The 24374-nt window shown below is 44.3% G+C and carries 37 protein-coding genes; 33 read left to right on the top strand and 4 right to left on the bottom strand.

Going from position 1 to position 24374, the window contains the following annotated elements; all coding sequences use genetic code 11:
* Positions 1–321: 321 nt before the first annotated feature.
* The 29 genes from rplC to rplQ all read left to right on the top strand — a co-directional run bounded on the left by rplC (position 322) and on the right by rplQ (position 15736).
* Positions 322–939 (top strand): 50S ribosomal protein L3, encoded by a 618-nt coding sequence (gene rplC, locus HQ865_RS16650; RefSeq protein WP_173415982.1) that lies wholly within the window; start codon positions 322–324, stop codon positions 937–939.
* Between the two features lies 1 nt (position 940).
* Positions 941–1573 carry a 50S ribosomal protein L4 gene (rplD, locus tag HQ865_RS16645; RefSeq protein WP_173415981.1) on the top strand — a complete coding sequence of 211 codons (633 nt, stop codon included), beginning with the start codon at positions 941–943 and terminating at the stop codon, positions 1571–1573.
* 2 nt (positions 1574–1575) lie between these two features.
* Positions 1576–1866 (top strand): 50S ribosomal protein L23, encoded by a 291-nt coding sequence (gene rplW / locus HQ865_RS16640; RefSeq protein ID WP_173415980.1) that lies wholly within the window; start codon positions 1576–1578, stop codon positions 1864–1866.
* An 8-nt stretch (positions 1867–1874) separates the two neighbouring features.
* Entirely contained in the window at positions 1875–2702 is an 828-nt protein-coding gene (gene rplB / locus HQ865_RS16635) for a 50S ribosomal protein L2 (RefSeq protein WP_173415979.1), read from the top strand.
* A complete protein-coding gene (gene rpsS, locus HQ865_RS16630) occupies positions 2702–2968 on the top strand; it encodes a 30S ribosomal protein S19 (RefSeq protein WP_095703461.1) in 267 nt (88 codons plus the stop codon). Before rplB ends, rpsS begins: the two co-directional genes overlap by 1 nt.
* Positions 2969–2971: 3 nt before the next feature.
* Positions 2972–3394: a 50S ribosomal protein L22 gene (rplV, locus tag HQ865_RS16625; protein WP_173415978.1), complete on the top strand. Its 423-nt coding sequence runs from the start codon at positions 2972–2974 to the stop codon at positions 3392–3394.
* A gap of 6 nt (positions 3395–3400) precedes the next feature.
* Positions 3401–4264 (top strand): 30S ribosomal protein S3, encoded by an 864-nt coding sequence (gene rpsC, locus HQ865_RS16620; RefSeq protein WP_173415977.1) that lies wholly within the window; start codon positions 3401–3403, stop codon positions 4262–4264.
* Between the two features lie 52 nt (positions 4265–4316).
* Positions 4317–4739: a 50S ribosomal protein L16 gene (gene rplP / locus HQ865_RS16615; protein WP_173415976.1), complete on the top strand. Its 423-nt coding sequence runs from the start codon at positions 4317–4319 to the stop codon at positions 4737–4739.
* A 133-nt stretch (positions 4740–4872) separates the two neighbouring features.
* On the top strand, positions 4873–5082 hold the full coding sequence (gene rpmC / locus HQ865_RS16610; RefSeq protein WP_173415975.1) for a 50S ribosomal protein L29: 210 nt from the start codon (positions 4873–4875) through the stop codon (positions 5080–5082).
* 11 nt (positions 5083–5093) lie between these two features.
* A complete protein-coding gene (rpsQ, locus tag HQ865_RS16605) occupies positions 5094–5351 on the top strand; it encodes a 30S ribosomal protein S17 (protein ID WP_173415974.1) in 258 nt (85 codons plus the stop codon).
* A 1-nt stretch (position 5352) separates the two neighbouring features.
* Positions 5353–5721, top strand: coding sequence for a 50S ribosomal protein L14 (gene rplN / locus HQ865_RS16600; protein ID WP_073405786.1), 369 nt, complete (start codon positions 5353–5355; stop codon positions 5719–5721).
* Position 5722: 1 nt separating this feature from the next.
* On the top strand, positions 5723–6064 hold the full coding sequence (gene rplX / locus HQ865_RS16595; RefSeq protein ID WP_173415973.1) for a 50S ribosomal protein L24: 342 nt from the start codon (positions 5723–5725) through the stop codon (positions 6062–6064).
* Positions 6064–6627 carry a 50S ribosomal protein L5 gene (rplE, locus tag HQ865_RS16590; protein ID WP_173415972.1) on the top strand — a complete coding sequence of 188 codons (564 nt, stop codon included), beginning with the start codon at positions 6064–6066 and terminating at the stop codon, positions 6625–6627. The genes rplX and rplE overlap by 1 nt, the downstream gene beginning before the upstream one ends.
* Positions 6620–6889 carry a 30S ribosomal protein S14 gene (rpsN, locus tag HQ865_RS16585; protein WP_173415971.1) on the top strand — a complete coding sequence of 90 codons (270 nt, stop codon included), beginning with the start codon at positions 6620–6622 and terminating at the stop codon, positions 6887–6889. Before rplE ends, rpsN begins: the two co-directional genes overlap by 8 nt.
* 231 nt (positions 6890–7120) lie before the next feature.
* Entirely contained in the window at positions 7121–7519 is a 399-nt protein-coding gene (gene rpsH / locus HQ865_RS16580; protein ID WP_173415970.1) for a 30S ribosomal protein S8, read from the top strand.
* Positions 7520–7542: 23 nt separating this feature from the next.
* Positions 7543–8100, top strand: a complete 558-nt coding sequence (gene rplF / locus HQ865_RS16575) for a 50S ribosomal protein L6 (RefSeq protein ID WP_173415969.1) — start codon at positions 7543–7545, stop codon at positions 8098–8100.
* 5 nt (positions 8101–8105) lie between these two features.
* The gene (gene rplR / locus HQ865_RS16570) at positions 8106–8456 is read left to right on the top strand and encodes a 50S ribosomal protein L18 (RefSeq protein ID WP_173415968.1); all 351 of its coding nucleotides are present in this window, start codon (positions 8106–8108) and stop codon (positions 8454–8456) included.
* A gap of 12 nt (positions 8457–8468) precedes the next feature.
* Positions 8469–8987, top strand: coding sequence for a 30S ribosomal protein S5 (gene rpsE / locus HQ865_RS16565; protein WP_173415967.1), 519 nt, complete (start codon positions 8469–8471; stop codon positions 8985–8987).
* 6 nt (positions 8988–8993) lie between these two features.
* Positions 8994–9173 (top strand): 50S ribosomal protein L30, encoded by a 180-nt coding sequence (rpmD, locus tag HQ865_RS16560; RefSeq protein ID WP_173415966.1) that lies wholly within the window; start codon positions 8994–8996, stop codon positions 9171–9173.
* A 4-nt stretch (positions 9174–9177) separates the two neighbouring features.
* Positions 9178–9624, top strand: a complete 447-nt coding sequence (rplO, locus tag HQ865_RS16555) for a 50S ribosomal protein L15 (RefSeq protein WP_173415965.1) — start codon at positions 9178–9180, stop codon at positions 9622–9624.
* 7 nt (positions 9625–9631) lie between these two features.
* Positions 9632–10981: a preprotein translocase subunit SecY gene (secY, locus tag HQ865_RS16550; RefSeq protein ID WP_173415964.1), complete on the top strand. Its 1350-nt coding sequence runs from the start codon at positions 9632–9634 to the stop codon at positions 10979–10981.
* 22 nt (positions 10982–11003) lie between these two features.
* The gene (gene map, locus HQ865_RS16545) at positions 11004–11786 is read left to right on the top strand and encodes a type I methionyl aminopeptidase (RefSeq protein WP_173415963.1); all 783 of its coding nucleotides are present in this window, start codon (positions 11004–11006) and stop codon (positions 11784–11786) included.
* Between the two features lie 75 nt (positions 11787–11861).
* On the top strand, positions 11862–12080 hold the full coding sequence (gene infA, locus HQ865_RS16540; protein ID WP_100342660.1) for a translation initiation factor IF-1: 219 nt from the start codon (positions 11862–11864) through the stop codon (positions 12078–12080).
* Between the two features lie 17 nt (positions 12081–12097).
* The gene (ykgO, locus tag HQ865_RS16535; protein ID WP_022833269.1) at positions 12098–12214 is read left to right on the top strand and encodes a type B 50S ribosomal protein L36; all 117 of its coding nucleotides are present in this window, start codon (positions 12098–12100) and stop codon (positions 12212–12214) included.
* A gap of 73 nt (positions 12215–12287) precedes the next feature.
* Complete coding sequence (gene rpsM / locus HQ865_RS16530) at positions 12288–12665, top strand: 30S ribosomal protein S13 (protein ID WP_173415962.1); 378 nt, start codon at positions 12288–12290, stop codon at positions 12663–12665.
* A gap of 131 nt (positions 12666–12796) precedes the next feature.
* On the top strand, positions 12797–13186 hold the full coding sequence (rpsK, locus tag HQ865_RS16525) for a 30S ribosomal protein S11 (protein ID WP_173415961.1): 390 nt from the start codon (positions 12797–12799) through the stop codon (positions 13184–13186).
* A 66-nt stretch (positions 13187–13252) separates the two neighbouring features.
* Positions 13253–13861, top strand: a complete 609-nt coding sequence (gene rpsD / locus HQ865_RS16520) for a 30S ribosomal protein S4 (RefSeq protein WP_173415960.1) — start codon at positions 13253–13255, stop codon at positions 13859–13861.
* Between the two features lie 119 nt (positions 13862–13980).
* Complete coding sequence (locus tag HQ865_RS16515) at positions 13981–14973, top strand: DNA-directed RNA polymerase subunit alpha (protein WP_173415959.1); 993 nt, start codon at positions 13981–13983, stop codon at positions 14971–14973.
* 190 nt (positions 14974–15163) lie between these two features.
* A complete protein-coding gene (gene rplQ / locus HQ865_RS16510; protein ID WP_173415958.1) occupies positions 15164–15736 on the top strand; it encodes a 50S ribosomal protein L17 in 573 nt (190 codons plus the stop codon).
* Between the two features lie 61 nt (positions 15737–15797).
* On the opposite strand, the gene HQ865_RS16505 is transcribed toward rplQ, so the two are convergent.
* On the bottom strand, positions 15798–16283 hold the full coding sequence (locus HQ865_RS16505; RefSeq protein WP_173415957.1) for a hypothetical protein: 486 nt from the start codon (positions 16281–16283) through the stop codon (positions 15798–15800).
* Positions 16284–16594: 311 nt separating this feature from the next.
* On the bottom strand, positions 16595–17128 hold the full coding sequence (locus HQ865_RS16500; protein WP_173415956.1) for a GNAT family N-acetyltransferase: 534 nt from the start codon (positions 17126–17128) through the stop codon (positions 16595–16597).
* Positions 17129–17732: 604 nt separating this feature from the next.
* Between HQ865_RS16500 and HQ865_RS16495 the strand changes: the two genes are divergently transcribed.
* From HQ865_RS16495 to HQ865_RS16480, 4 genes are all read left to right on the top strand, one after another.
* Positions 17733–18134, top strand: coding sequence for a T9SS type A sorting domain-containing protein (locus tag HQ865_RS16495; RefSeq protein WP_173415955.1), 402 nt, complete (start codon positions 17733–17735; stop codon positions 18132–18134).
* A 482-nt stretch (positions 18135–18616) separates the two neighbouring features.
* Positions 18617–20524, top strand: a complete 1908-nt coding sequence (gene dnaK, locus HQ865_RS16490) for a molecular chaperone DnaK (protein ID WP_173415954.1) — start codon at positions 18617–18619, stop codon at positions 20522–20524.
* Between the two features lie 508 nt (positions 20525–21032).
* A complete protein-coding gene (locus HQ865_RS16485; protein WP_173415953.1) occupies positions 21033–21554 on the top strand; it encodes an acyl-CoA thioesterase in 522 nt (173 codons plus the stop codon).
* 150 nt (positions 21555–21704) lie between these two features.
* Positions 21705–22223 (top strand): O-acetyl-ADP-ribose deacetylase, encoded by a 519-nt coding sequence (locus tag HQ865_RS16480; protein ID WP_173415952.1) that lies wholly within the window; start codon positions 21705–21707, stop codon positions 22221–22223.
* A gap of 133 nt (positions 22224–22356) precedes the next feature.
* Here HQ865_RS16480 and HQ865_RS16475 read toward each other — a convergent pair whose 3' ends face one another.
* A complete protein-coding gene (locus HQ865_RS16475) occupies positions 22357–22686 on the bottom strand; it encodes an L-rhamnose mutarotase (protein WP_173415951.1) in 330 nt (109 codons plus the stop codon).
* Positions 22683–24035 carry an L-fucose:H+ symporter permease gene (gene fucP, locus HQ865_RS16470; RefSeq protein WP_173415950.1) on the bottom strand — a complete coding sequence of 451 codons (1353 nt, stop codon included), beginning with the start codon at positions 24033–24035 and terminating at the stop codon, positions 22683–22685. The genes HQ865_RS16475 and fucP overlap by 4 nt, the downstream gene beginning before the upstream one ends.
* Positions 24036–24374 lie beyond the last annotated feature (339 nt).

Here is a 24374-nt window from a genome sequence, read left to right as displayed (position 1 = left end):
GATAATCAGCATTAATAAGAGCAAGCCTGATTTTCTAAACCCCATATTATTTTAATAGGATATAAAACTACTAAATAATTAGTTAGTCGCCGTTGCGAATTTTTCAAACACAGGTTGATTTTTAACGTCAAAGCTTATTCTAATCCTTATACTGAAACTCCTTGCGTATCAACTTTTTTAGTACTCAAATATTTATAAAAAAATAACTTGCTAACTATTTGACAATTAATCTAAAGTTGCTATCTTTGCCGTCCCTAAAAGAGGGATAATATGTCTTGAACGAGGCCCTACTGCTTCGATGGACACAAACAATTTAAGAAAATGTCAGGATTAATTGGTAAAAAAGTAGGTATGACCAGCATATTCGACGAGACAGGGAAGAACATCCCATGTACTGTGATCGAAGCTGGCCCTTGCGTGGTAACCCACGTTAAGTCTGTAGAAACAGACGGATATGCAGCTGTTCAGCTGGCATATGATGATCAAAAGGACAAACACACCACTGCACCTTTAAAAGGCCATTTCGCAAAAGCCGGCGTTACTCCAAAACGTAAGCTGGTTGAATTCAAATCATTCGAGGATCAAAAATCATTAGGCGACACTGTTGCCGTTGATATTTTTGAGGTAGGTGATTTTGTTGACATTGCGGGTACTTCAAAAGGTAAAGGTTTCCAGGGTGTTGTTAAGCGCCACGGCTTCGGCGGTGTGGGTATGCAAACCCACGGTCAGCACAACCGTTTACGCGCTCCAGGTTCTTTGGGTGCATCTTCATGGCCTTCACGCGTATTTAAAGGTATGCGCATGGCCGGTCAAACAGGTAATGTACGCGTAAAGGTTCAAAACCTTGAGGTGGTGAAAGTATTCGCCGAGCAAAACCTGTTAGTAGTTAAAGGTTCCGTTCCCGGAGCTAAAGGTTCATATGTAATAGTTGATAAGTAAGATGGAAGTTAAAGTATTAAATGTTTCAGGTAAAGAAACAGGTGCCAAGGTGCAGCTTCCTGAATCGATCTTCGCTATTGAGCCTAACGATCATGCTATTTATCTTGATGTTAAGCAGTTTTTAGCTAACCAGCGTCAGGGTACTCACAAAGCAAAACAACGTAACGAAATTGCAGGTTCAACCCGCAAGTTATACAAACAAAAAGGTACAGGCGGTGCACGTGCCGGTAGCGTAAAATCTCCATTATTTAATGGTGGTGGCCGTGTATTCGGTCCGCAGCCGCGCGATTACAGCTTTAAACTGAACAAGAAGTTAAAATCACTGGCTCGTAAGTCGGCTTTAACTTACAAAGCTCAGGACAACAACATTTTAGTGTTAGAGGACTTTAATTTTGATACCATCAAAACTAAAAACTACATTAAAATGGAAGCCGACCTGAACGTTACTAATGATAAAACATTATTAGTAATTGCCGGTGCCGAAAATAACAATGTGTATTTATCAAGCAGAAACCTGAAGAAAACTAAAGTAATTTCGGTTGAGCAGCTAAACACTTATGATGTGTTAAACGCTGGTAAACTATTACTTACTACAGGTGCTGTTAAAACTTTGGAGGAAGCTTTCGCTAAGTAATTATGGAAATTTTAAAGAAGCCTTTACTTACAGAAAAAGTAGCTCAGTTAACTGAGAAACTTAACCGCTTTGTTTTCAAAGTTGATCACAGAGCTAACAAAATACAAATTAAAGCCGCTGTAGAAGAAATGTATGGAGTAACCGTGGTTGCCGTAAATACAATGAAATATGCCGGTAAATTAAAAAGCCGTAACACTAAAGCTGGTATCGTAACCGGCCGCATCGCTACTTATAAAAAGGCAGTGATCACTTTGAAAGACGGTGAATCAATTGATTTTTATAACACTTTATAAAAAGAGAGATGGCAGTTAAAAGATTTAAACCGGTTACCCCGGGTACCCGCTTCAGAGTAGGTGCCGATTACTCTGACGTTACTACAAACGTTCCTGAAAAATCGTTAGTAGTATCTGTAAACACACGTTCAGGTGGTCGTAACAACAGCGGTAAAATGACTATGCGCTACTTAGGTGGTGGTCATAAACAAGCCTATCGCTTGATCGACTTTAAACGCAATAAGTTTGACATCCCTGCAAAGGTTGCAACTATTGAGTACGATCCAAACCGTTCTGCACGTATCGCTTTGCTACACTTTGTTGATGGCGAGAAAAGATATATGATTGCCCCAGCCGGCTTAACCGTTGGTATGACAGTAGTATCGGGCGAAAACGTTGCACCAGAAATTGGTAATACCTTACCGTTAAAAAGCATACCACTGGGTTCGTTAATTCACGCAATTGAATTAAACCCGGGCCAGGGCGCGGTTATTGCCCGCTCGGCAGGTACTTACGCGCAGCTTTCTGCCCGTGATGGTAAATACGCGATCATCAAATTGCCTTCTGGCGAAACCCGCATGATCCTGGCTACTTGCTTAGCAACTATTGGTGTTGTTTCAAACGCCGAGAAAGCTAACGAAGTGTTAGGTAAAGCAGGCCGCAAACGCTGGTTAGGCCGCAGGCCACGTGTACGTGGTGTAGCAATGAACCCGGTAGATCACCCTATGGGTGGTGGCGAGGGCCGTGCTTCTGGTGGTCACCCACGCTCGCGCAAAGGTTTATTAGCTAAAGGCTACAAAACCCGCGACAAGAAAAAAGGATCAGATCGTTACATCATTGAAAGAAGGAAGAAATAATGGCTCGTTCAATTAAAAAAGGACCTTATATTGATCATAACCTGGATAAGAAAGTTCTTGTCCTGAATGAATCAAATAAAAAATCGGTTGTGAAAACTTGGTCACGCCGTTCCATGATCTCTCCTGATTTCGTGGGTCACACATTTGCAGTACACAATGGTAACAAGTTTATCCCTGTGTATGTAACAGAAAACATGGTAGGACACAAGTTAGGTGAGTTTGCACCAACCCGTACTTTCCGTGGTCACGCAGAAAAGAAAAAATAAGCAATGGAAGCAACACAAAAAATCAAAAAATCTGTGCTGGTAAAACAGCAAAAGGATGAGGCAAAAGCCATTCAAGGCGGCGCTGCGGTTGCCAAATTGAACGACTGCCCAACCTCGCCGCGCAAAATGCGCCTGGTGGTTGACCTGATCCGCGGTAAAGAGGTATTCGCTGCATTAAGCATCCTTAAATTTACCAACAAAGAAGCCGCTATCCGCGTTGAGAAACTGCTGTTATCGGCCATCAATAACTGGGAAGCTAAAAACGAAGGCAAACGCGCCGACGAAAACGGCCTTTTTGTAAAGGAAGTTTCGGTAGGTGGCGGCCGTCAGCTGAAAAGGTTACGCCCGGCTCCACAAGGCCGCGGCTACCGTATCCGCAAGCGCTCAAACCATGTAACTTTAGTAGTGGATACTTTTAACAATTAATTTGAAATGGGACAAAAAGCACATCCAATAGGAAATAGGTTAGGTATCATCAGAGGATGGGATTCTAACTGGTTCGGTGGAAATCACTATGCCGACAAATTAGTTGAAGACGAACGTATCCGCAAATACATCGCGGCCCGTATTTCAAAAGGCGGCGTATCTAAAGTGGTTATCGAACGTACTTTAAAACGTATCACTATCACTATCCACACTGCCCGTCCGGGTATCGTTATCGGTAAAGGCGGCCAGGAGGTTGATAAGATCAAAGAAGAGTTGAAAAAACTGACCAAAAAAGACGTTCAGATCAACATCTTCGAAATTAAACGCCCCGAGCTTGACGCACAATTAGTTGCCGAAAGCATCGCGAAGCAACTGGAAGCACGTATCTCTTTCCGTCGTGCCATGAAAACTACGATCGCCTCTACCATGCGTATGGGTGCCGAAGGTATCAAGGTAATGACCTCAGGCCGCTTAGGTGGCGCCGAAATGGCCCGTACCGAGCAGTACAAAGAGGGACGTATCCCACTGCACACTTTCCGTGCCGATATCGACTACGCTTTAGGCGAAGCTTTAACCACCTACGGTAAAATAGGTGTTAAAGTATGGATCTGCAAAGGCGAAGTTTACGGCAAGCGCGATCTGTCGCCAAACATTGGCACTACCAGCAGCGCAAGCGGTAAAGGTGGCCGTCCGGAAGGCGCAGCATCATTTGGCGACCGTGGTGGCCGTGGTGGTAACGAGCGCGGCGGCGATCGTCGCCAGGGTGGTGATCGTCGTGGCGGTCCGGGCCAGGGTGGTAATCGTGGTGGCCAGGGCAACCGTGGCGGCCAGGGTGGTAACCGTGGTGGCGGCCAGGGCGGCAGGAGATAATTAATCAAAGTCGGGATAGACATCGTTTTAGAATATTTAAAAGCTTAATAAAATGCTACAGCCAAAAAGAACGAAGTTCAGGAAGATGCAAAAAGGCCGCATGAAAGGTAATGCCTCTCGTGGTGCTGAACTGTCTTTCGGTTCATTCGGTATAAAATCACTCGAGCCGGCCTGGATCACCAGCCGTCAGATCGAGGCTGCGCGTATCGCTGTAACACGTTTCATGAAACGTGAAGGCCAGGTATGGATCAGGATCTTCCCTGACAAGCCTGTAACCAAGAAACCAGCCGAGGTACGTATGGGTAAAGGTAAAGGTGCTCCGGAATACTGGGTTGCGGTAGTACGCCCCGGAAGGATGATCTTTGAAGCAGAAGGTGTGCCACTGGAAGTTGCTAAAGAAGCACTTCGCCTGGCCGCACAAAAACTGCCGGTACAAACAAGGTTCGTAGTTCGTAAAGACTACGCCGAAGCATAAAAACGTGGTAGCTACAGGTGGTAAACAGTTTGATGAATACCTGTAGTGTAATATAAAACAATTGTAGGTTGAAGGTTGTGGGTTTAAGTAAAACTTGCAACCCGCAACCTGCAGCATACAACAAGTTAACAAAATGAAAAACTCAGAGATCCAAGAGCTTTCAACTGAAGAGTTGGCAGCAAGAATTGGCGAGGAAAAAAAGAATCTCAACAAGCTGAAATTCGCTCACGCGGTATCGGCAATTGAGAATCCTACCCGTATCACTAAAGTACGTAAGGACATTGCTCGCTTAAACACCGAATTAACAAAGCGCAAAGCGGCGGCAACGTCTGAAGCCAAATAATGATAAGGGACATGGAAGAAAGAAATTTAAGAAAAACCCGTACCGGCCTGGTTGTAAGCAATAAGATGGAAAAATCTATCGTTGTAGCCGTTGAGCGTAAAGTAAAGCACCCTATATATGGTAAATTCGTTAAGAAAACTACCAAATTTATGGCGCATGACGAAACCAACACCTGCGGTATCGGCGATACTGTAGAGATCATGGAAACTCGTCCGCTGAGCAAGAACAAGAATTGGAGATTGGTTCAAATTATAGAGAGGGCTAAATAACATGGTACAACAGGAATCAAGGCTGAACGTAGCCGACAACAGCGGCGCTAAAGAAGTGCTGGTGATCCGCGTATTAGGTGGTACCGGTAAAAGGTATGCATCAATAGGCGACAAGATAGTTGTTACCGTTAAAAGCGCGCTGCCATCAGGCAACGTGAAAAAAGGTACCGTATCTAAAGCAGTAGTTGTAAGAACCAAGAAAGAGATCCGCAGGAAAGATGGTTCATACATCCGTTTCGATGATAATGCCGCAGTATTATTAAATAACCAGGACGAGCCAAGAGGCACACGTATCTTTGGCCCGGTTGCAAGGGAGCTGCGCGAGAAACAATTCATGAAGATCGTATCATTAGCCCCGGAGGTATTATAATATGGAAAAGAAAATAAACAAACCTGCCAAATTAAAGATCAAAAAAGGTGATCTGGTAAAGGTAATTGCCGGCGACTCTAAAGGTACACAAGGCAAGATAGTTGAAGTTATCATCGATAAGAACCGCGCTATTGTTGAAGGTGCCAACATGGTATCAAAACACACAAAGCCTAACGCTGCTAACCCTAACGGTGGCATTGTTAAGCAGGAAGCCGCTATCCATATTTCAAACCTGGCTTTGGTTGATCCAAAAACAGGTGCTGCCACCCGCGTTGGCCGTAAAAAGAACGCTGCCGGTAAATTAGTAAGGGTAGCTAAAAAATCAGGGGAGGAAATTAAGTAATGACTTACGTACCAAGATTAAAAACCAAGTATTCGGACGAGATCCGCACTGCACTGAAAGAAAAATTTCAGTACAAAACTGTAATGCAGGTTCCGAAACTGGAGAAAATTGCCATCAACCAGGGTGTTGGTGCTGCTACCACCGATAAAAAACTGATCGACGTTGCTATCAACGAGCTAAGCACCATCACTGGTCAGCAAGCGGTAGCTTCTAAATCTAAAAAGGATATCTCGAACTTTAAGTTACGTAAAAATATGCCGGTAGGCGTACGCGTTACTTTACGTGATAACAACATGTACGAGTTTCTTGACCGTTTGATCTCTGTTGCCCTGCCGCGTATCCGCGATTTCAAAGGCATCAACGATAAAGGTTTTGACGGCCGTGGTAACTATACTTTAGGTGTTACCGAGCAGATCATCTTCCCTGAGATCAATATCGACAAGATCAACAAGATCATGGGTATGGATATCACTTTCGTAACTTCGGCAAAAAACGATGTTGAAGCATTAGAGTTACTGAAACAATTTGGTTTACCATTTAAAAATCAAAATAACAATGGCTAAAGAAGGCGTAAAAGCACGTGAAGTTAAACGCGCTAAGTTAGTTGCCCAGTATGCTGAAAAAAGAGCAGCTTTAAAGGCAGCAGGTGATTACGAAGCATTAGACAAATTGCCTAAAGCAGCATCACCGGTTAAATTACACAACCGTTGCAAACTGACCGGCCGCCCACGCGGTTACATGCGCCAGTTCGGTATCTCGAGGGTAACTTTCCGCGAGATGGCCCTGGCCGGTAAGATCCCGGGAGTAAAAAAGGCAAGCTGGTAATATAAGCTTAAAGGTGAGAGGTAAAAGGCAAAAGGTTAATAAAATACCTTTTACCTTTGTCCTTTCACCTTTTACCTAAAATATAAGATGCTGGTATTCAAAATATACATTAGTATGTTTTGAATTTTTTTGTATCTTTGCCGCTCGAAATTTTTCGAAAAAACAAGAATTAACCGATAGAAGGTCGTCCCGGAGGTTACGGGAAGGAAACCACTGTCATAAACAATAGAAATGAATACAGATCCAATCGCAGATTATCTTACACGAGTAAGGAATGCTATTAAAGCCAACCATAGGGTTGTTGAAATTCCTGCATCTAATCTGAAGAAGGAAATCACGAAAGTGCTTTTCGACAAAGGTTACATTGCCAATTTTAAATTTGAGGATAATGGTCCTCAGGGCACTATCAAAGTTGCTTTGAAATACCACCCCATCACTAAGATCCCGGCTATCCGCAGCATATCGCGTATCAGTAAACCAGGTTTAAGGAAATATGCCGGCATGACCACTATGCCACGTGTATTAAACGGTTTAGGTATCGCTATCTTATCAACATCAAAAGGCGTTATGTCTGACAAAGAAGCACGTCAGCAAAACGTAGGTGGCGAAGTTTTGTGCTACGTATATTAATAGTTAAGAGGAGGAATTAAGCAATGTCAAGAGTAGGAAAAGCACCTATAGCAATCCCGGCAGGCGTAACTATCACCGTATCAGCAGATAATGTTGTTACTGTAAAAGGCCCTAAAGGACAATTGCAGCAAGCAGTTGATAGCGATATCACTATTGCACAGGAAGACGGCCAGTTACTGGTTCAACGCCCGTCTGACCAGAAGCGTCATAAAGCGCTGCACGGTTTATACCGTGCGCTGTTAAATAACATGGTAATTGGCGTAACCGAAGGTTACAAAGTACAACAAGAGTTAGTAGGTGTAGGTTACCGTGCCACTAACACCGGTAATACCTTAGATTTAGTGTTGGGTTACTCTCACCACTACGTATTTGAATTACCAACCGAAATTAAAGTTACAACCACTGCTGATAAGGGTAAAAACCCAACTATCATCCTGGAATCTATCGACAAGCAATTGATCGGTCAGGTAGCAGCGAAGATCCGCTCGTTACGTGCACCAGAGCCTTACAAAGGTAAAGGTATCAAGTTTGTTGGCGAGGTATTGAGAAGAAAAGCAGGTAAATCAGCATCTAAAAAATAATCGTCATGGCAGCTAAACTATCAAGAAGAGACAGAATTAAAAAAGGCATCCGGAAACGTGTTTCTGGTTCGGCCGAGCGCCCACGCTTATCAGTGTACAGGAGCAATAAAGGTATTTACGCCCAGATCATTGACGATGTAACCGGTAAAACCTTAGTTTCAACATCATCTTTAGCTAAAGATTTTGCTGAAAAAGGTACCAAGTCAGACCAATCGGTAGCCGTAGGCAAACTGGTAGCTCAAAAAGCTATCGCCGCAGGTATCACAGCCGTAGTTTTCGACCGTAATGGTTACTTATATCATGGCCGTGTTAAATCACTGGCTGAAGGTGCACGTGAAGGTGGTTTAATTTTTTAAACGGAACAGACAATGTCGACAATTAACATTAAAAGAGTAAAAACAAGCGAGATCGAATTAAAAGACCGCTTGGTAAGCATACAGCGCGTTGCCAAAGTAACCAAGGGCGGCCGTACTTTCAGCTTCAGTGCCATTGTGGTAGTGGGCGATGAGAATGGTGTAGTTGGTTACGGTTTAGGAAAAGCAAAAGAAGTAACCGAGGCAATTGCCAAAGGTGTTGATGATGCTAAAAAGAACCTGGTAAAGGTGCCTGTTATTAACGGTACTGTACCTCACGAACAATATGGCAAGTTTTCAGGCGGTTTTGTATTTATCAAACCTGCTGCTAACGGTACCGGTGTAATTGCCGGTGGTGCGATGCGTGCTGTATTAGAGAGTGCCGGCGTACACAACGTATTGGCAAAATCAAAAGGTTCATCAAACCCGCATAACGTGGTTAAAGCAACTGTATCGGCCTTAGCGCAAATGCGCGATGCTTACACAGTAGCACAACAACGCGGTGTTAACTTAGGTAAAGTATTTAACGGATAATCAGTCATGGCAAAAATCAAAATAACCCAGATTAAAAGCGTGATCGATAGAAGTGAGCGCCAGAAAAAAACCATCGAAGCTTTAGGTTTGAAAAAAATTAACCAAAGCGTTGAGGTTGAAGCAACACCTGCTATTATTGGCATGGTGCGTAAAGTAAATCATTTGGTAGCAGTAGAAAATATTTAATAAGATGAATTTAAGTAATTTAAAACCTGCAGAAGGTTCTACTAAAAGCAGGAAAAGAATAGGCCGTGGTACAGGTTCTGGCCGTGGCGGTACATCAACCCGTGGCCACAAGGGCGCAGGTTCTCGCTCAGGTACCAGCACCAAGGTAGGCTTTGAAGGTGGCCAGATGCCATTGCAACGCCGTGTACCTAAAGTGGGCTTTAAAAACCCTAACCGTGTAGAGTATGTAGGCTTAAACCTGGATGCACTGCAAACTTTGGCTGATACTTACAAACTTTCAGCTATCGACTTTGAAGTGATGAAAGAACACGGTTTAGCTTCGAAAAACGATCTGGTTAAAGTATTAGGCCGTGGCGAACTGACAGCTAAATTAGAAGTTAAAGCACACGCGTTTTCTGCCACTGCACAAAAAGCTATTGAAGCAGCCGGCGGTTCAATTGTAAAACTGTAAATTTCCGATGAAGAAATTTTTCACAACATTATCCAATATCTGGAAAATTGAGGATTTAAGAGTGCGTATTACTAACACACTCTTATTTCTTTTAATATACCGTATAGGTTCATACGTGGTATTACCAGGTGTAGATGCCAACGTACTGAACACTCAGCGTGGTAAAGAAGGCTTATTAGGCTTATTAAATATGTTTGCCGGCGGTTCATTCTCGCGGGCATCTATTTTTGCCTTAGGTGTAATGCCGTATATCTCTGCATCTATCGTGGTGCAGTTATTGGGTATTGCTGTGCCTTATTTCACCAAGATGCAAAAAGAGGGCGAAAGCGGCCGTAACAAGCTGAACCAATGGACCCGTTACCTAACCATCTTCATCACAGCGGCACAGGCTTATGGCTACGTGCGTTCGCAGGTGCCTGAAAATGCAAGGTTAATTGCCGATCCGACCACCTTCTACTTCCTTACAGCGGTTACTTTAACAGCAGGTACATTATTTGTAATGTGGCTGGGTGAAAAGATCACCGACAAAGGTATCGGCAATGGCATATCACTGATCATCATGGTGGGTATCATCGCTTCGTTACCGGGCTCGATTGTTGAAGAGTTTAAATCGCGCTTTATTAATGGCGGCGGCGGCCCGATCCTGTTCATTGTTGAAATGGTAGCCTTAATGGCGGTTGTTATGTTCACTATCCTGATCGTTCAGGGTACACGCAAAATCGCCGTTCAGTATGCTAAACGTATCGTTGGTAACAAGCAATATGGCGGTGTACGTCAGTATATTCCGCTAAAGGTTACCGCTGCCGGTGTAATGCCGATCATTTTTGCCCAGGCATTAATGTTTATTCCGGCAACCATCGGTTCGTTTTGGCCAAAGGTAGCATCAAGCAGCATCGTTATTGCCTTATCAAATTATACAACATGGCAGCACAATGTGTTATTCGCGATATTGATCATCCTGTTTACCTTCTTCTATACCGCTATTACGGTTAACCCTAACCAAATGGCCGATGATATGAAGAAGAACGGCGGCTTTATCCCGGGTGTTAAACCTGGCCAGGCAACATCAAGCTTTATCGACGGTGTAATTTCAAAGATCACTTTACCGGGATCTATTTTCCTGGCTATCGTGGCTATTATACCGGCATTAGCCAGCATGGTGCATATCAACAGCCAGTTCGCGCGTTTCTTCGGTGGTACCTCTCTGATCATCCTTGTGGGTGTGGTGCTGGATACCCTGCAGCAAATCGAAAGCCACTTACTGATGCGCCATTACGATGGTTTGATGAAAACAGGTAGAATTAAAGGCCGTACCGCAGTTCCAACTGCAGCCGGTACTACTCCGCCTGCTATCTAAAAAAGAAAGGTACTATAAACTAATGCCAAAGATCCATTATAAGTCTGTCGAAGAGATAGAACTGATAAGAGAAAGTTCTTTGCTGGTTTCAAAAACACTGGGCGAAATTGCTAAGGTGATTGCGCCCGGTGTTAAAACAATAGAGCTGAACAAGCTGGCAGAAACCTTTATCCGTGATAACGGCGGGGTTCCTGCCTTTCTTAATTACAGCGGTTTCCCTTATTCGTTATGCATTTCGCTGAATGACCAGGTAGTGCATGGCTTTCCCGGTGAATACGCGTTGAAAGAAGGCGACCTGATATCGGTTGACTGTGGCGTGGTGCTTAACAAGTACTACGGCGATTCGGCTTATACCTTTGCCGTTGGCGAAGTGAGCGAAGTTGCGCAGAAACTGATGAAGGTTACAAAGGAATGCCTTGCCCGTGGTGTAGAGAAGGCCGTAACAGGCCAGCGCATAGGCGATATTGGATATGCTGTACAGGAACATGCCGAGAGCAATGGCTTTGGCGTAGTAAAAGAACTGGTTGGCCATGGTGTAGGTTTACGTCTGCACGAAAAGCCCGAGGTGCCTAACTATGGCAAACGCGGCAGCGGCATTAAACTGGAAGAGGGTATGGTGATAGCCATTGAACCAATGATAAACGCCGGCCGTGCCGGTGTGAAGTTTTGGGATGATGGATGGACCGTATCTACCGTAGATGGTAAACCATCGGCACATTATGAGCATACGGTAGCTGTGAAAAAGGGAAAGGTAGATGTGCTTTCCACGTTTTCGTATATTGACGAAGTTTTAAATAAAAAATAATAAAAAGTTAAATTATTTTATTTAATTTTGCGTCCCGCTTTGGAAGGCGGATAATAGAGTAATAATCAGTAATATATGGCTAAACAGTCCTCGATCGAGCAAGACGGAACAATAAGAGAAGCATTATCTAATGCGATGTTTAGGGTTGAGTTAGAGAACGGGCATGAAATTATAGCGCACATATCAGGCAAAATGCGGATGCACTACATCAAAATTTTACCTGGTGATAAAGTGAAGCTGGAAATGAGCCCGTATGATCTGACCAAAGGCAGAATAACCTACAGGTACAAATAATATATATTAAACAAGAGATGAAAGTTAGAGCATCCATTAAAAAACGCAGTGCTGATTGCAAGATCATCCGTCGCAACGGTAAACTCTATGTGATCAACAAAAAGAACCCTAAATTCAAACAGCGTCAGGGTTAATTAAACAACATTGTAACGATTCGTACAACGGTAGCCGCCGTTCGGTCGTTAACTTAAAAAACAATTTATAAATATGGCAAGGATTGCAGGTATTGATTTACCAAAGAATAAAAGAGGCGAAATAGGTTTGACATACATTTACGGTATCGGTCACACCACAGCTAAAAACATTTTAAACCAGGCTGGTATCGACCTTAACACTAAAGTACAGGACTGGACAGACGAGCAGTTGACCGCTATCCGTACTATCATCAATGATCAGGTTAAAGTTGAAGGCGCTTTGCGTTCAGAAGTTCAGCTTAACATCAAACGTTTAATGGATATTGGTTGCTACCGTGGTACCCGTCACCGTAAAGGTTTACCGTTACGTGGCCAGCGCACCAAAAACAACTCACGTACCCGTAAAGGTAAACGTAAGACAGTTGCTAACAAGAAAAAAGCTACTAAATAATAAGTGATTAGTGGATAGTGAGCAGTGATTAGTTCTTTGCTCACTATTTCATTAGGAATAAAAAAAATAACAAGTTACGGGTCCAGGTTGGTATAACCGAGAAATCCCTAACGTAAAAAGTAAAAAAGAAAATGGCTAAAGCTAAAAAAGTAACCAAAAAGCGTATAGTAGTTGTTGAGCCTATAGGCCAGGCACACATTAACGCTACCTTTAACAACATCATCATCACTTTAACCAACAACCAGGGTCAGGCAATTTCATGGTCTTCGGCTGGTAAAATGGGCTTCAAAGGTTCTAAAAAGAACACGCCTTACGCGGCCGGCCAGGCAGCGTCAGATTGCGGCAAAGTTGCTTACGATCTGGGTTTACGCAAGGTTGAGGTATTTGTAAAAGGTCCAGGTTCAGGCCGCGAGTCGGCTATCCGTACCCTGCAAACTGCAGGTATCGAGGTTACTACCATTAAGGACATCACCCCGCTGCCGCACAACGGCTGCCGTCCAGCAAAACGCAGAAGAGTTTAATTCACTAATTTTTAAAGCTAAGAGTCGGTGGCTGCGGGCCGCCTGATACTTTAAAAGACAACTAAAATGGCAAGATACACAGGTCCAAAATCAAAGATCGCGCGTAAATTCCGTGAGCCAATCTTCGGCCCGGATAAAGCGTTAGAAAGAAAAAATTATCCTCCCGGCATGCACGGCCCATCGAAAAGGAGAGGTAAAGAGTCGGAATATTCAACTCAGTTGAAAGAGAAACAAAAGGTTAAATACACTTACGGTGTATTAGAGCGTCAGTTCGAGAACCTGTTTCACCGTGCTTCTGCTAAAGAAGGCATCACCGGCGAAAACCTGCTGAAGCTTTTAGAAGCCCGTTTAGATAACGTAGTATACCGTTTAGGTATCGCCCCAACCCGTTCTGGCGCACGTCAGCTGGTTGGCCACAAGCACATCACTGTTAATGGTGAGGTTGTGAACATTGCTTCATACACTGTTAAGCCAGGCGACGTGATCGCGGTACGTGAAAAATCAAAGAGCCTTGAGGCTATTACCGCTTCGGTAGCTGGCCGCAGGATTAGCAAGTATAACTGGTTTGAGTGGGACGCTAATGCCTTAACAGGTAAATTGCTTAACTACCCTAACCGCGATGAGATCCCTGAGAATATCAAGGAGAACCTGATCGTCGAGTTGTACTCTAAATAATAAAATTTAGATTTGAGATATGAGGTTAGCGATATAGGAAATGATGAATTTCTTATGTCGCTAACTGCATATCTCAAACCTGTTTAAATAAATTAACAAACAAATTAACAAGGATATAAATGGCAATATTAGCATTTCAAAAACCAGACAAGGTTATCATGCAGAAGTCGACCGACTTTGAGGGCACGTTTGAATTTCGTCCGTTAGAACCAGGCTTCGGGGTAACTATTGGTAATGCTTTACGTCGTATCTTACTTTCATCGCTTGAAGGTTATGCGATCACTTCTGTTCGTTTTTCAGGTGTTACGCATGAGTTCTCTACCATCAAAGGTGTGGTGGAAGACGTTACCGAGATCATCCTGAACCTGAAGCAAGTTCGCTTGAAAAAAACAGGCGAATCGGGCGATACCGAAAAGATATTTGTAATTATCAACGGCCAGGATGCCTTCAAGGCTGGTGATATCACCAAATTCTCGAACAACTTTACTATTTTAAATCCCGACCTGGTGATCTGCAACATGGATTCATCAGTTACCCTGGAAATTGAATTAACGGTTAATAAAGGCCGTGGTTACATTGCCAGCGAGGAAAATAAAAACCCTGACGCGGCTGTAGGCGTAATCGCTATCGATTCGATCTACACCCCGATGAAGAACGTAAAATACACTATCGAAAACTATCGTGTAGAGCAAAAAACCGACTATGAAAAATTAGTACTGGATATTGCTACCGATGGTTCGATACACCCTGAAGATGCGCTGAAGGAAGCAGCTAAGATCCTGATCCAGCACTTTATGCTGTTCAGCGATGAGAACATGATGCTGGAAGCACAGGCTAAAGAAGAGACCAAAGAGGTTGATGAAGAGATCCTGCACATGCGCAAGATCCTGAAAACTGAACTGGTTGACCTTGATCTATCGGTACGTGCCCTTAACTGCCTTAAAGCTGCCGACATCCGCAGCCTGGCCGACCTGGTATCGTACGATGTTGCCGACATGCTGAAATTCCGCAACTTCGGTAAAAAATCACTGACTGAGATCCAGGACCTGGTTAAATCAAAAGGCTTATCTTTTGGTATGAACCTGTCTAAATTTAAGTTAGACGAGGAATAAAAATTAGTGAATAGAGGTTAGAGATTAGTTAAATAGTCTTTAACCTCTTTTCATTTATAATAACCGGGTTAGGATTAGATTTAGTGACTAATCTCTAACCTCTAATTAACTGATCACTAAAATCGCGTAATTCCGCGGGCTTGACTAAAAAGCCGCCCAACGGTATGCACGTGCCACAAACAACAAAACAATGAGACACGGAAAAAAAGTTAACCATTTAGGCCGTACCGACAGCCATCGCAAGGCGATGATGAGCAACATGGCTACCTCACTGATACTGCACAAGCGTATCACCACCACATTGGCAAAAGCAAAAGCACTGCGTGTGTATGTTGAGCCTTTGATCACCAAATCTAAAAACGATACTACTCACTCACGCCGTACCGTATTTAGCTACCTGCAGGATAAAGATGCTGTAAGCATCCTGTTCCGCGAGATCGCTGAAAAAGTGGCTAACCGCCCGGGTGGTTACACCCGTATCATCAAAATGGAAAACCGTTTAGGTGATAACGCCGAGATGGCCCTGATCGAGTTAGTAGACTATAACACGGTTTACACTAAAGGTGAAGCTGCTGTTGCTAAAAAATCAACCCGCCGTCGTGGTTCGGGCAAAGGCAAAGTTGCTGCAACCGAAGTTAAAGCTGAGCCAGTTGCTGAAGCTGTAGAAGTGAAAGAAGAGCCGGTAGCAGAAGCTGCACCAGCTGTTGAAGAAGCTCCTGAAGCACCAGCCGCTAACGAAGAAAACGCAGAAAAAGGCGAATAATTAGTATTCAGCTTTTTAAGCAATAGAAAGCCCCGACCAATTTGGTTGGGGCTTTTTGTTTCTACCATACCCAATTCCCGTCCTTATCCCTGATATACACCTCAATATTACCATCGCTGCAATTAGGCCCGCATATATTGCTGCGGTTTATTAATACAATATGCTTGTTGCGACTAAAAACCGGCAACGAGATATAAGTATATGGATAGGCCTGGCTGCCTGGCTTGCGCCAGTTATTGCCCTGCAACAGCGTAGTATCTAAGCGCGTGGGCATATTTTTTTGATGCAGCTGTAGCTTAATGTACTCGATATCTTTTTTGGTAAACCGGCGCTCGGGAAACGATAACGATTCGGTATTGGTTATTTTATAATTAGGCCGCTCCAGTTGTTGGATCGAATCGGACAGATTGGGGATATTATATTTTTTCAGATACCAGCGCAAAAAATCATACTTATCCTTTTGAGTAGGTAAGGCTTGTGCAGCTGCAGTAGCCGAAACGCAAAAGAGTAAACCAAGTAGGGGAGCGATGTATTTATTATTTAACACATATAAATATACGTTAAATATTATTTATCTAATAGGAAATATTCTTATAAGTTTTAGTGGGAGCTTAAATAACGGCATTGTTAATTTATCAAGTGGCGCGAAAGGTTTAATTCATGATTTTTTGAAAAGCAATTGCAGTGCTCCGGTTAGTGTTTGTTCCTGCTATTCATTACAAGTCCTCGCTTTCCCCCGCTCTGGTTGTTTGCGCGCTCCGGGCTTTCCATTTCTATCAGGTTTATAACTGAATGTTTCTGAAATAAAGATAAGACTTACGAAGTTGCTGAAACTTCGTAAGTCTTAACAGTAACCCGCTATGCCGGCTGTAGTTGCTTCTCCAATCGATAGGTAAGGTACCCAAACTCGTCGGCCACCTGCACGAAACCATTTTTGGTCAGCAGATTTTTCGACGCGGTATTACCATCATAAGTGTGCGCGATAAGGCAATGCACATCATCATGCCCAAACACCCAGTTGGTGATGGCTTGTAACGCTTCCGAAGCATAACCACGCTGATGATATTGCTTATCTATCATGTAGCCGGTCTCCGCTTCGCCATTAACAGGCGAACCGGCTAAACCGATGCCGCCAATGGCGATGTTGTCGCTTTTCAGGATGATCTCCCAGTTGGTGTACCATTGGTATAGTTCGGGGTACTCCCGCGTTTTTGGCAGCCAGAAATTGATCATGGCATCCTCGTATTCAGCCTCAAAAAGCTCGTCCACCTGCATGGCCGAAATATTTAAACCCAGCGAACGCTCCATCGCGGCGCGGTTGGTGTGCGATAATTGTAATAAATGATAAGGCAGCGGTATCAGCTTTAACCTTTCAGTCTCGATAAAAAACATTGGAAACAGTAAAATTGAATAACAAATAAGAACCCTGCTCCCGGTTTATGCGGGAGGAAATTTTAGCCTTGAAGTAAAAGGCTTTTGTTATGCAATGATCGACATCATGATCTGTCGCTTTAAGGTTTTATAAGATGTATTAGTTTCTATGCTGCAAATATGCGGGTTTAGTTTCGAATTACATAATATTTGATCGCTCGCTTCAGGGGATTCAAACAACCGCTAAATTCTAAATCCTTCCTTTGTGTCCGAATGCAAAACATTTAAAACCTCTGTGCCCTTTGTGTCAGCCAGTCAGGACATTCTTTGTGCCCTTTGTGGTTAAATCAATACTAAACTCCCGCAGCCAGTTTACAACAATACAACCCACCAATTCATCTACCAACCCCCAAATCTGGTAGACGAAACCCCGCTTTTAGTATATCAAAGCCCGAAAACCACCCATAAATGCCTCATTTTGATAAAATAGCGCATTTAGAGGGTTTGGTCGAGTTATATCCCAAGGTGGTCTATTACATATTTTCAACCCAGATATTCTTTGTTGTTTTGGTCATTGAAACAAACGAACAACAATTAATAATCACACTTAAAAAATAAAAATATCATGAAAGCTCTAATCAAATCATCAGCCATAGTAGCCGTATTAGCCTTATTAAGCAGCGCCGTTTTCGCAGCCGAAAACCCAACAAAAAAAGCAGAACCAGCAGCAGCTAAAAAAGACGTAGTGGTATTCACCGCCCTGGCACAGGATAAAGGTGTAGGCGTGATCATCCACAAGGCCGATGTCAGCAAAACATCAGTAGCTATTTACGATGCTGAAGGCAATGTGGTAATGAAAGATATCCAGGCCAAAAATGGTAACGATGTGCTGAAAGGTTATGTATTAAGCGCTTTGGAAAATGGTAAATACACCATCAAGGTAACTTCAAACAACGAAGTAACCAAACGGGTAGTAAATGTTTACAACGACGAGAATAACCAGAAAGCCTTCCTTTTCGAGTTATAATCTCACTTTCTCTCTCTGAAAAATTTAGTAATAGGATCAGATAAATAGTTAAGTTTAGTTAAATGGAAAAAATCCCGCGCAAGGCGGGATTTTTTGTTTCTAAACACTTTCGCCGGCAGCGATGGGTATCAAACCCATCGCTATAGTGTAAAGAAAGCACTGCCTGATCAACCTAAACCCGATAGAGCGGATACCGGCCTTGTGGCTAACGCCTGTGCAGTATTAGCGATAGCGGGGCTACCGACCGCCATGTGCTGCTACCGGTCATTTTCTTATTATCAATCATCTGCATATTTGCACATTCACGCATGTGTACATCCGTCATTCTGCCAACCTGTCACCACAATCCGGCGTATTCCTGACGAAACCGTCACCAAAAAAATGCCATACACCCCTTTTTTCTGCCAAAACTGTCTTGGCACACGGCTTGTTATAATGGCAGTGTTAAGGATATAATTAATAAAGGAAAAATCAATCAATATATGTCTAAAATCATTGGAATCGACTTAGGAACAACCAACTCCTGCGTGGCAGTAATGGAAGGTAACGAACCTGTAGTTATTGCTAACAGCGAGGGCAAAAGGACAACCCCATCTGTTGTGGCTTTTGTAGATAATGGCGAGCGTAAAGTGGGCGACCCTGCCAAACGCCAGGCTATTACCAACCCAACCAAAACCATCTATTCAATTAAACGCTTTATGGGTAACCAATTTAACGAGGTTACTAAAGAAGCAGAGCGCGTACCTTACAAAGTGGTTAAAGGTGACAACAACACCCCACGTGTAGAGATAGGCGACCGTAAATATACCCCTCAGGAAATTTCGGCCATGATCCTTCAGAAAATGAAGAAAACTGCCGAAGATTTCTTAGGTCAGGAAGTTACCGAAGCGGTTATTACCGTACCGGCTTACTTTAACGACGCGCAACGCCAGGCTACCAAAGAAGCCGGTGAAATTGCAGGCTTAAACGTTAAACGTATCATCAACGAGCCTACTGCCGCTGCCTTAGCTTATGGCCTGGATAAAGCGCACAAGGACATGAAGATCGTTGTGTTCGACTGCGGTGGTGGTACACATGACGTATCTGTACTGGAATTAGGTGATGGCATCTTCGAAGTAAAATCAACCGATGGTGATACTCACCTTGGTGGCGACGACTTTGACCAGGTAATTATCGACTGGCTGGCCGACGAGTTCAAGAACGACGAAGGCATCGACCTGCGTAAAGACCCAATGGCACTACAGCGCTTAAAAGAAGCTGCTGAGAAAGCTAAGATCGAACTTTCGAGCACTACCCAGAGCGAGATCAACCTGCCATACGTTACCGCTGTTGACGGCATGCCAAAGCACTTAGTTAAGAGCTTAACCCGTGCTAAATTTGAGCAACTGGCCGATAGCCTGATCAAACGTACGATTGAGCCTTGCAAAACCGCTTTGAAAAACGCCGGTTACAGCACTTCAGATATCGACGAGATCATCCTGGTAGGTGGTTCAACCCGTATCCCTGCTATACAGGAAGCTGTGCAGAAATTCTTCGGTAAATCACCATCAAAAGGTGTAAACCCTGACGAGGTGGTAGCCATCGGTGCTGCTATCCAGGGTGGTGTATTAACCGGCGAAGTGAAAGACGTGTTACTGTTAGACGTTACCCCATTATCTTTGGGTATCGAAACCATGGGTGGTGTAATGACCAAACTGATCGAAGCTAACACTACCATCCCGACCAAAAAATCGGAAACTTTCTCTACCGCTTCGGACAGCCAGCCATCTGTAGAGATCCACATTTTGCAGGGCGAGCGCCCAATGGCATCGGCAAACCGTACCATAGGCCGTTTCCACCTGGATGGTATACCACCGGCACCACGCGGCGTACCGCAGATCGAAGTAACTTTCGATATCGATGCCAACGGTATCCTGCACGTATCGGCTAAAGATAAAGCTACCGGCAAAGAGCAGAAGATCCGTATCGAGGCTTCTTCGGGCTTAACCGATGCCGAGATCAAGAAGATGAAAGACGAAGCTGAAGCTAATGCCGAAGCAGATCGTTTGGAAAAAGAGAAAGTTGAAAAACTGAACTCGGCCGACGCCCTGATCTTCAGCACCGAAAAACAGCTGAAAGAGTATGGTGATAAGATCCCTGCCGATAAAAAATCTTCTATCGAAGACGGTTTGAAAAAACTGAAAGACGCTTATGCAGCTAAAGATCTGGACACTATTGAAAGCGCCCAGACCGAACTGAACGCCGCATGGCAGGCAGCTTCTGAAGATATGTACAAAGCATCGGCCGAAGGCGCGCAGCCAGGCCCTGATGCAGGTGCAGGTCCACAAGGTGGTGGCCAGCAAGGCAACGCCGATAGCGTAACCGATGTTGATTTTGAAGAAGTAAAATAAGCAGATCAATATATATCATGAAAGCCCCGGTGAGTTTATCGCCGGGGCTTTTTGTTTTTAGCTTCACCTTGTCCTCTCCGAAGGAGAGGGATTTCGTTACCGGACAGCAAAACAGCTTCCGGGCGAAAGCGGGCAGAACAATGGTGGCCTGTGGGAGGAAAAGGGCATTAGCTTGATGCCTGGAGCGATGGATAAGCGGGCGCGCAGCAGGGGCATCAAGGTCCGGCCCTGTGGTTCTGCCCGGTTTGCAGGGCAAAGGCCTTGTGCAGCGAAGAAAGCATTTTTGCTGTCTTGATTTTTGGTTCTTTTTATCAAGAAAAAGAACAAATATAGATGGCGTTGCCTCCGGCCCGGGCTATCCGTTCCAAGTCCTCGCCGCTGGCCCGCGCTCAGCCCGGCGGCGGCTGTGGGCTTTCCACTACTATCCCTAACGCGGTTTTGGCGCTAACCAATCATTTGCATATCTGCATATTCGCACATCTGCACATTTACCCCTATCTTTGCCCGCATGAACGCAAAATCGCCCAAAGAATCATATACTATAATGAACGAACTGGTACTGCCCAACGATACCAACACACTGAACAACCTGATGGGTGGGCGCCTTTTACATTGGATGGACATTGCCGCGGCCATATCGGGCCAGAAACATTGCAACCGTACGGTAGTAACCGCCTCGGTAGATAACGTATCGTTTAAGCAACCCATTAAACTGGGCGATGTGGTAAGCATTGAAGCTAAGGTAACCCGCTCGTTCAATACCTCGGTAGAGGTACGTTTGGATGTTTGGGCGCAAAATATCCCATCGGGCACGAGGGTGAAAAGTAACGAGGCTTATTACACCTTTGTTGCCCTTGATGCCGAAGGCAAGACAGTCCCCGTACCCGAACTGCAGCCCGAAACCGAAGACGAAGTAAGCCTGTACGAAGGAGCCCTGCGCCGCCGCCAGCTTCGCCTGATATTAGGCGGCAAAATGAATCCTGATGACGCTACGGAATTGAAGGCATTGTTCTTCGCGGCTAAGCAATAGTGGCAATTTAACCACAAAGGGCACTAAGAAATTTCAAATACTTAGCACAAAGATCACAAAGTTTTTACTTAATATCTGGTCACAAAGGCTTTGTCAACTTTGTGAAAAACTCTTTGTGTACTTTGTGGTTAAATCATCAGCAACCCGTAAATGAACTCCAAGATCAAACTCATTAAAGGCGATATCACCAAACAACATGTTGATGCTGTAGTAAATGCCGCCAACAGCAGCCTGATGGGCGGGGGAGGTGTTGACGGCGCTATCCATCGTGCCGGCGGCAAGCAGATACTGGATGACTGTATGGATATTATTAACCGCCAGGGCCGCTGCAAAACCGGAGAGGCGGTTATTACCACCGGCGGCAAACTGCCCGCCCGCTATGTGATCCACACTGTTGGCCCTGTTTGGAACGGCGGCCACAAGAACGAACCTGAACTACTGGCCAACTGCTACCGCAACAGCCTGCAGCTTGCGGTTGACAAAGGCATCAAAACCATCGCATTCCCCAATATCAGCACAGGTATTTACCATTATCCCAAGGCAGAAGCTGCCCAGGTAGCCATAAATGCGGTTAACAATTTTTTAAAAGATAATGACAGTATTGCTGAAGTAACGTTTGTTTGTTTTGATGAGGAGAATTTTGCGTTGTATAAAGATTTGCTTGGGTAATATTTATAAAGTCGATTTAACCACAGAGTTCACGGAGATTTTCACAGAGAACACAGAGATCTTACTGGACAAACTCTGTGTCCTCCGTGTTTTATCTCTGTGACCTCTGTGGTTAAAATTATCTCAAATGGCATCAAAGTTTAAATATCCTATCCATCAACACCCACTTTTCCCCCGGTTTGGCGCCGGGGATAGCCTGCTGATACTTCCACATTAGTTGCTCCCATTCATCAACTTTAAGATTGCCGGCATCCATGGCGCCCTTACGCTCGAAGCTGAAGGTATCATCCACTTCCATTATCATAAACAGGCGGTTACCAAAGCGGTAGATCTCCATATCTGTAATGCCCGATGTGGTGATGCTGGCCTTAATTTCGGGCCAGACGTTTTGGTGGTAGGCTTCGTATTCGGCAATCAGCGTTGGGTCGTTAACCAGGTCGAGGGCTAAGCAATATCTTTTCATAGGATAGGGTCGGGGGTATTGGCAACTTCTTTTTGGGTGGTTTTATAGCCGATAAGGCCAAACAGCATCACCACGGCAAAGCATACCAGTGGCACAATGTAACCGTATTGAATGTTATCGGTTTTATCGGTAATATAACCAAATACAGGCGGCAGGATAGCGCCGCCAACTATCGACATCACGATCAAACTGCTGCCATATTCTGTATCGCCACCCAAATTATGGATCCCCAGCGAGAAGATGGTAGGGAACATGATAGACATAAAGAACGCGATAGCGATAACACAATAAACCGGCGTAGTGCCGTGGCTGTTCATGGCCACAATGCAAAGCAGCACGTTAATAGCGGCATAAATGGCCAGCAGGGTGTTGGGCTTTAAATACTTCATAATAAAAGTACCCACAAAGCGGCCAACCATAAACATCAGTCCGGCGGCAGACAGGTAATACGAGTAATAAGTAGTGGCCGATGATTCGCTCACCACGTGGAAGAATACGAATATCTTTTCCATTATCGTCACCAGCAGATCTTTCGGTGTGCCTGCCGGGATGGTTTTGGATGCGAACAGGATAAAAAAGCTAAATACGCAAACCTGCGCGCCAACGTAAAAAAACTGCGCGGCAACACCCCAGCTCAGGTGTTTATGCTTAAAGGCGTGGAATAAGCTCTTGCTGCTGGCCTCCTGGTTATCATCCTTAATTTCGGGCAGTTTGGTAAAGTAAAAGGCGGCAGCTATCAGCAACAGGATGATTGCCAATATCATATACGGCATTTTTACGGTGGATGCTTCGGATGCTAAGGTTGCCTTGCGTACGGCTTCGGTCATGTGGCTTAATTGTTCATCGGTCGCACCCCTGGTCAGTATCAGGTTGGCGCCAACAATCGGGGCCATAAACGCCGCGAAGCCATTGAACGATTGCGAAAAGTTAAGGCGTTGGGTAGCCGTTTCCGGATCGCCCAGTAACGAAGCGTAAGGGTTGGCGGCGGTTTCCAAAATGGTCAACCCGCAGGCGATAATAAACAGCGCGCCCAAAAAGAAGATGTATTGCTGTGTATTGGCAGCCGGTATAAACAGGAACGAACCCAGCGCGAATAGCAGCAAACCGGTAATAATGCCCGATTTATAACCATAATTGCGCATAATGGCGCCGGCCGGCAAGGCCATCACAAAATAGGCCACAAACACGGCCGAATCGACCAACGAAGCCTGTAAGGTAGTCAGCGTGAACGAGCGCTTTAAATGTGGGATCAGTATCGGGTCGAGGTTATGAGCAAAGCCCCATAAAAAAAACAGGGACGTGATGAGAATGAACGCGAAGCGGTACGACTTGTTGGTTAACGATGCCATTGATACAGGTTTACAATTTTGGTTTATAAATGCGGACGCAAGTAAATAAAGTTTAAGTATAAGCTTATTAAGCCTTTTATCAAAACAGTAAGCTTTATTGGCAGGGATGGCTTAGGTGGTTATTTAACCACAAAGGTTTTTTCACAAAGGCCACAAAGCCTTAATATCTAATAAATGAGTTATAAAAGCTTTGTGAATCTTTGTGCTAATTGACATGATATTTCTTTGTGAACTTTGTGGTTAACCTACGCATGCTAATAAAATTGATAACATTGCTCATCCATCTCACCAAAACAATTTAATTTAAATCAATCTTTATCATTAGTAAACTCTCTTATG

Origin of the sequence: Mucilaginibacter mali (assembly GCF_013283875.1) — a bacterium.
Taxonomy (GTDB): domain Bacteria; phylum Bacteroidota; class Bacteroidia; order Sphingobacteriales; family Sphingobacteriaceae; genus Mucilaginibacter; species Mucilaginibacter mali.
This window is presented reverse-complemented; position numbering and strand designations above follow the sequence as displayed.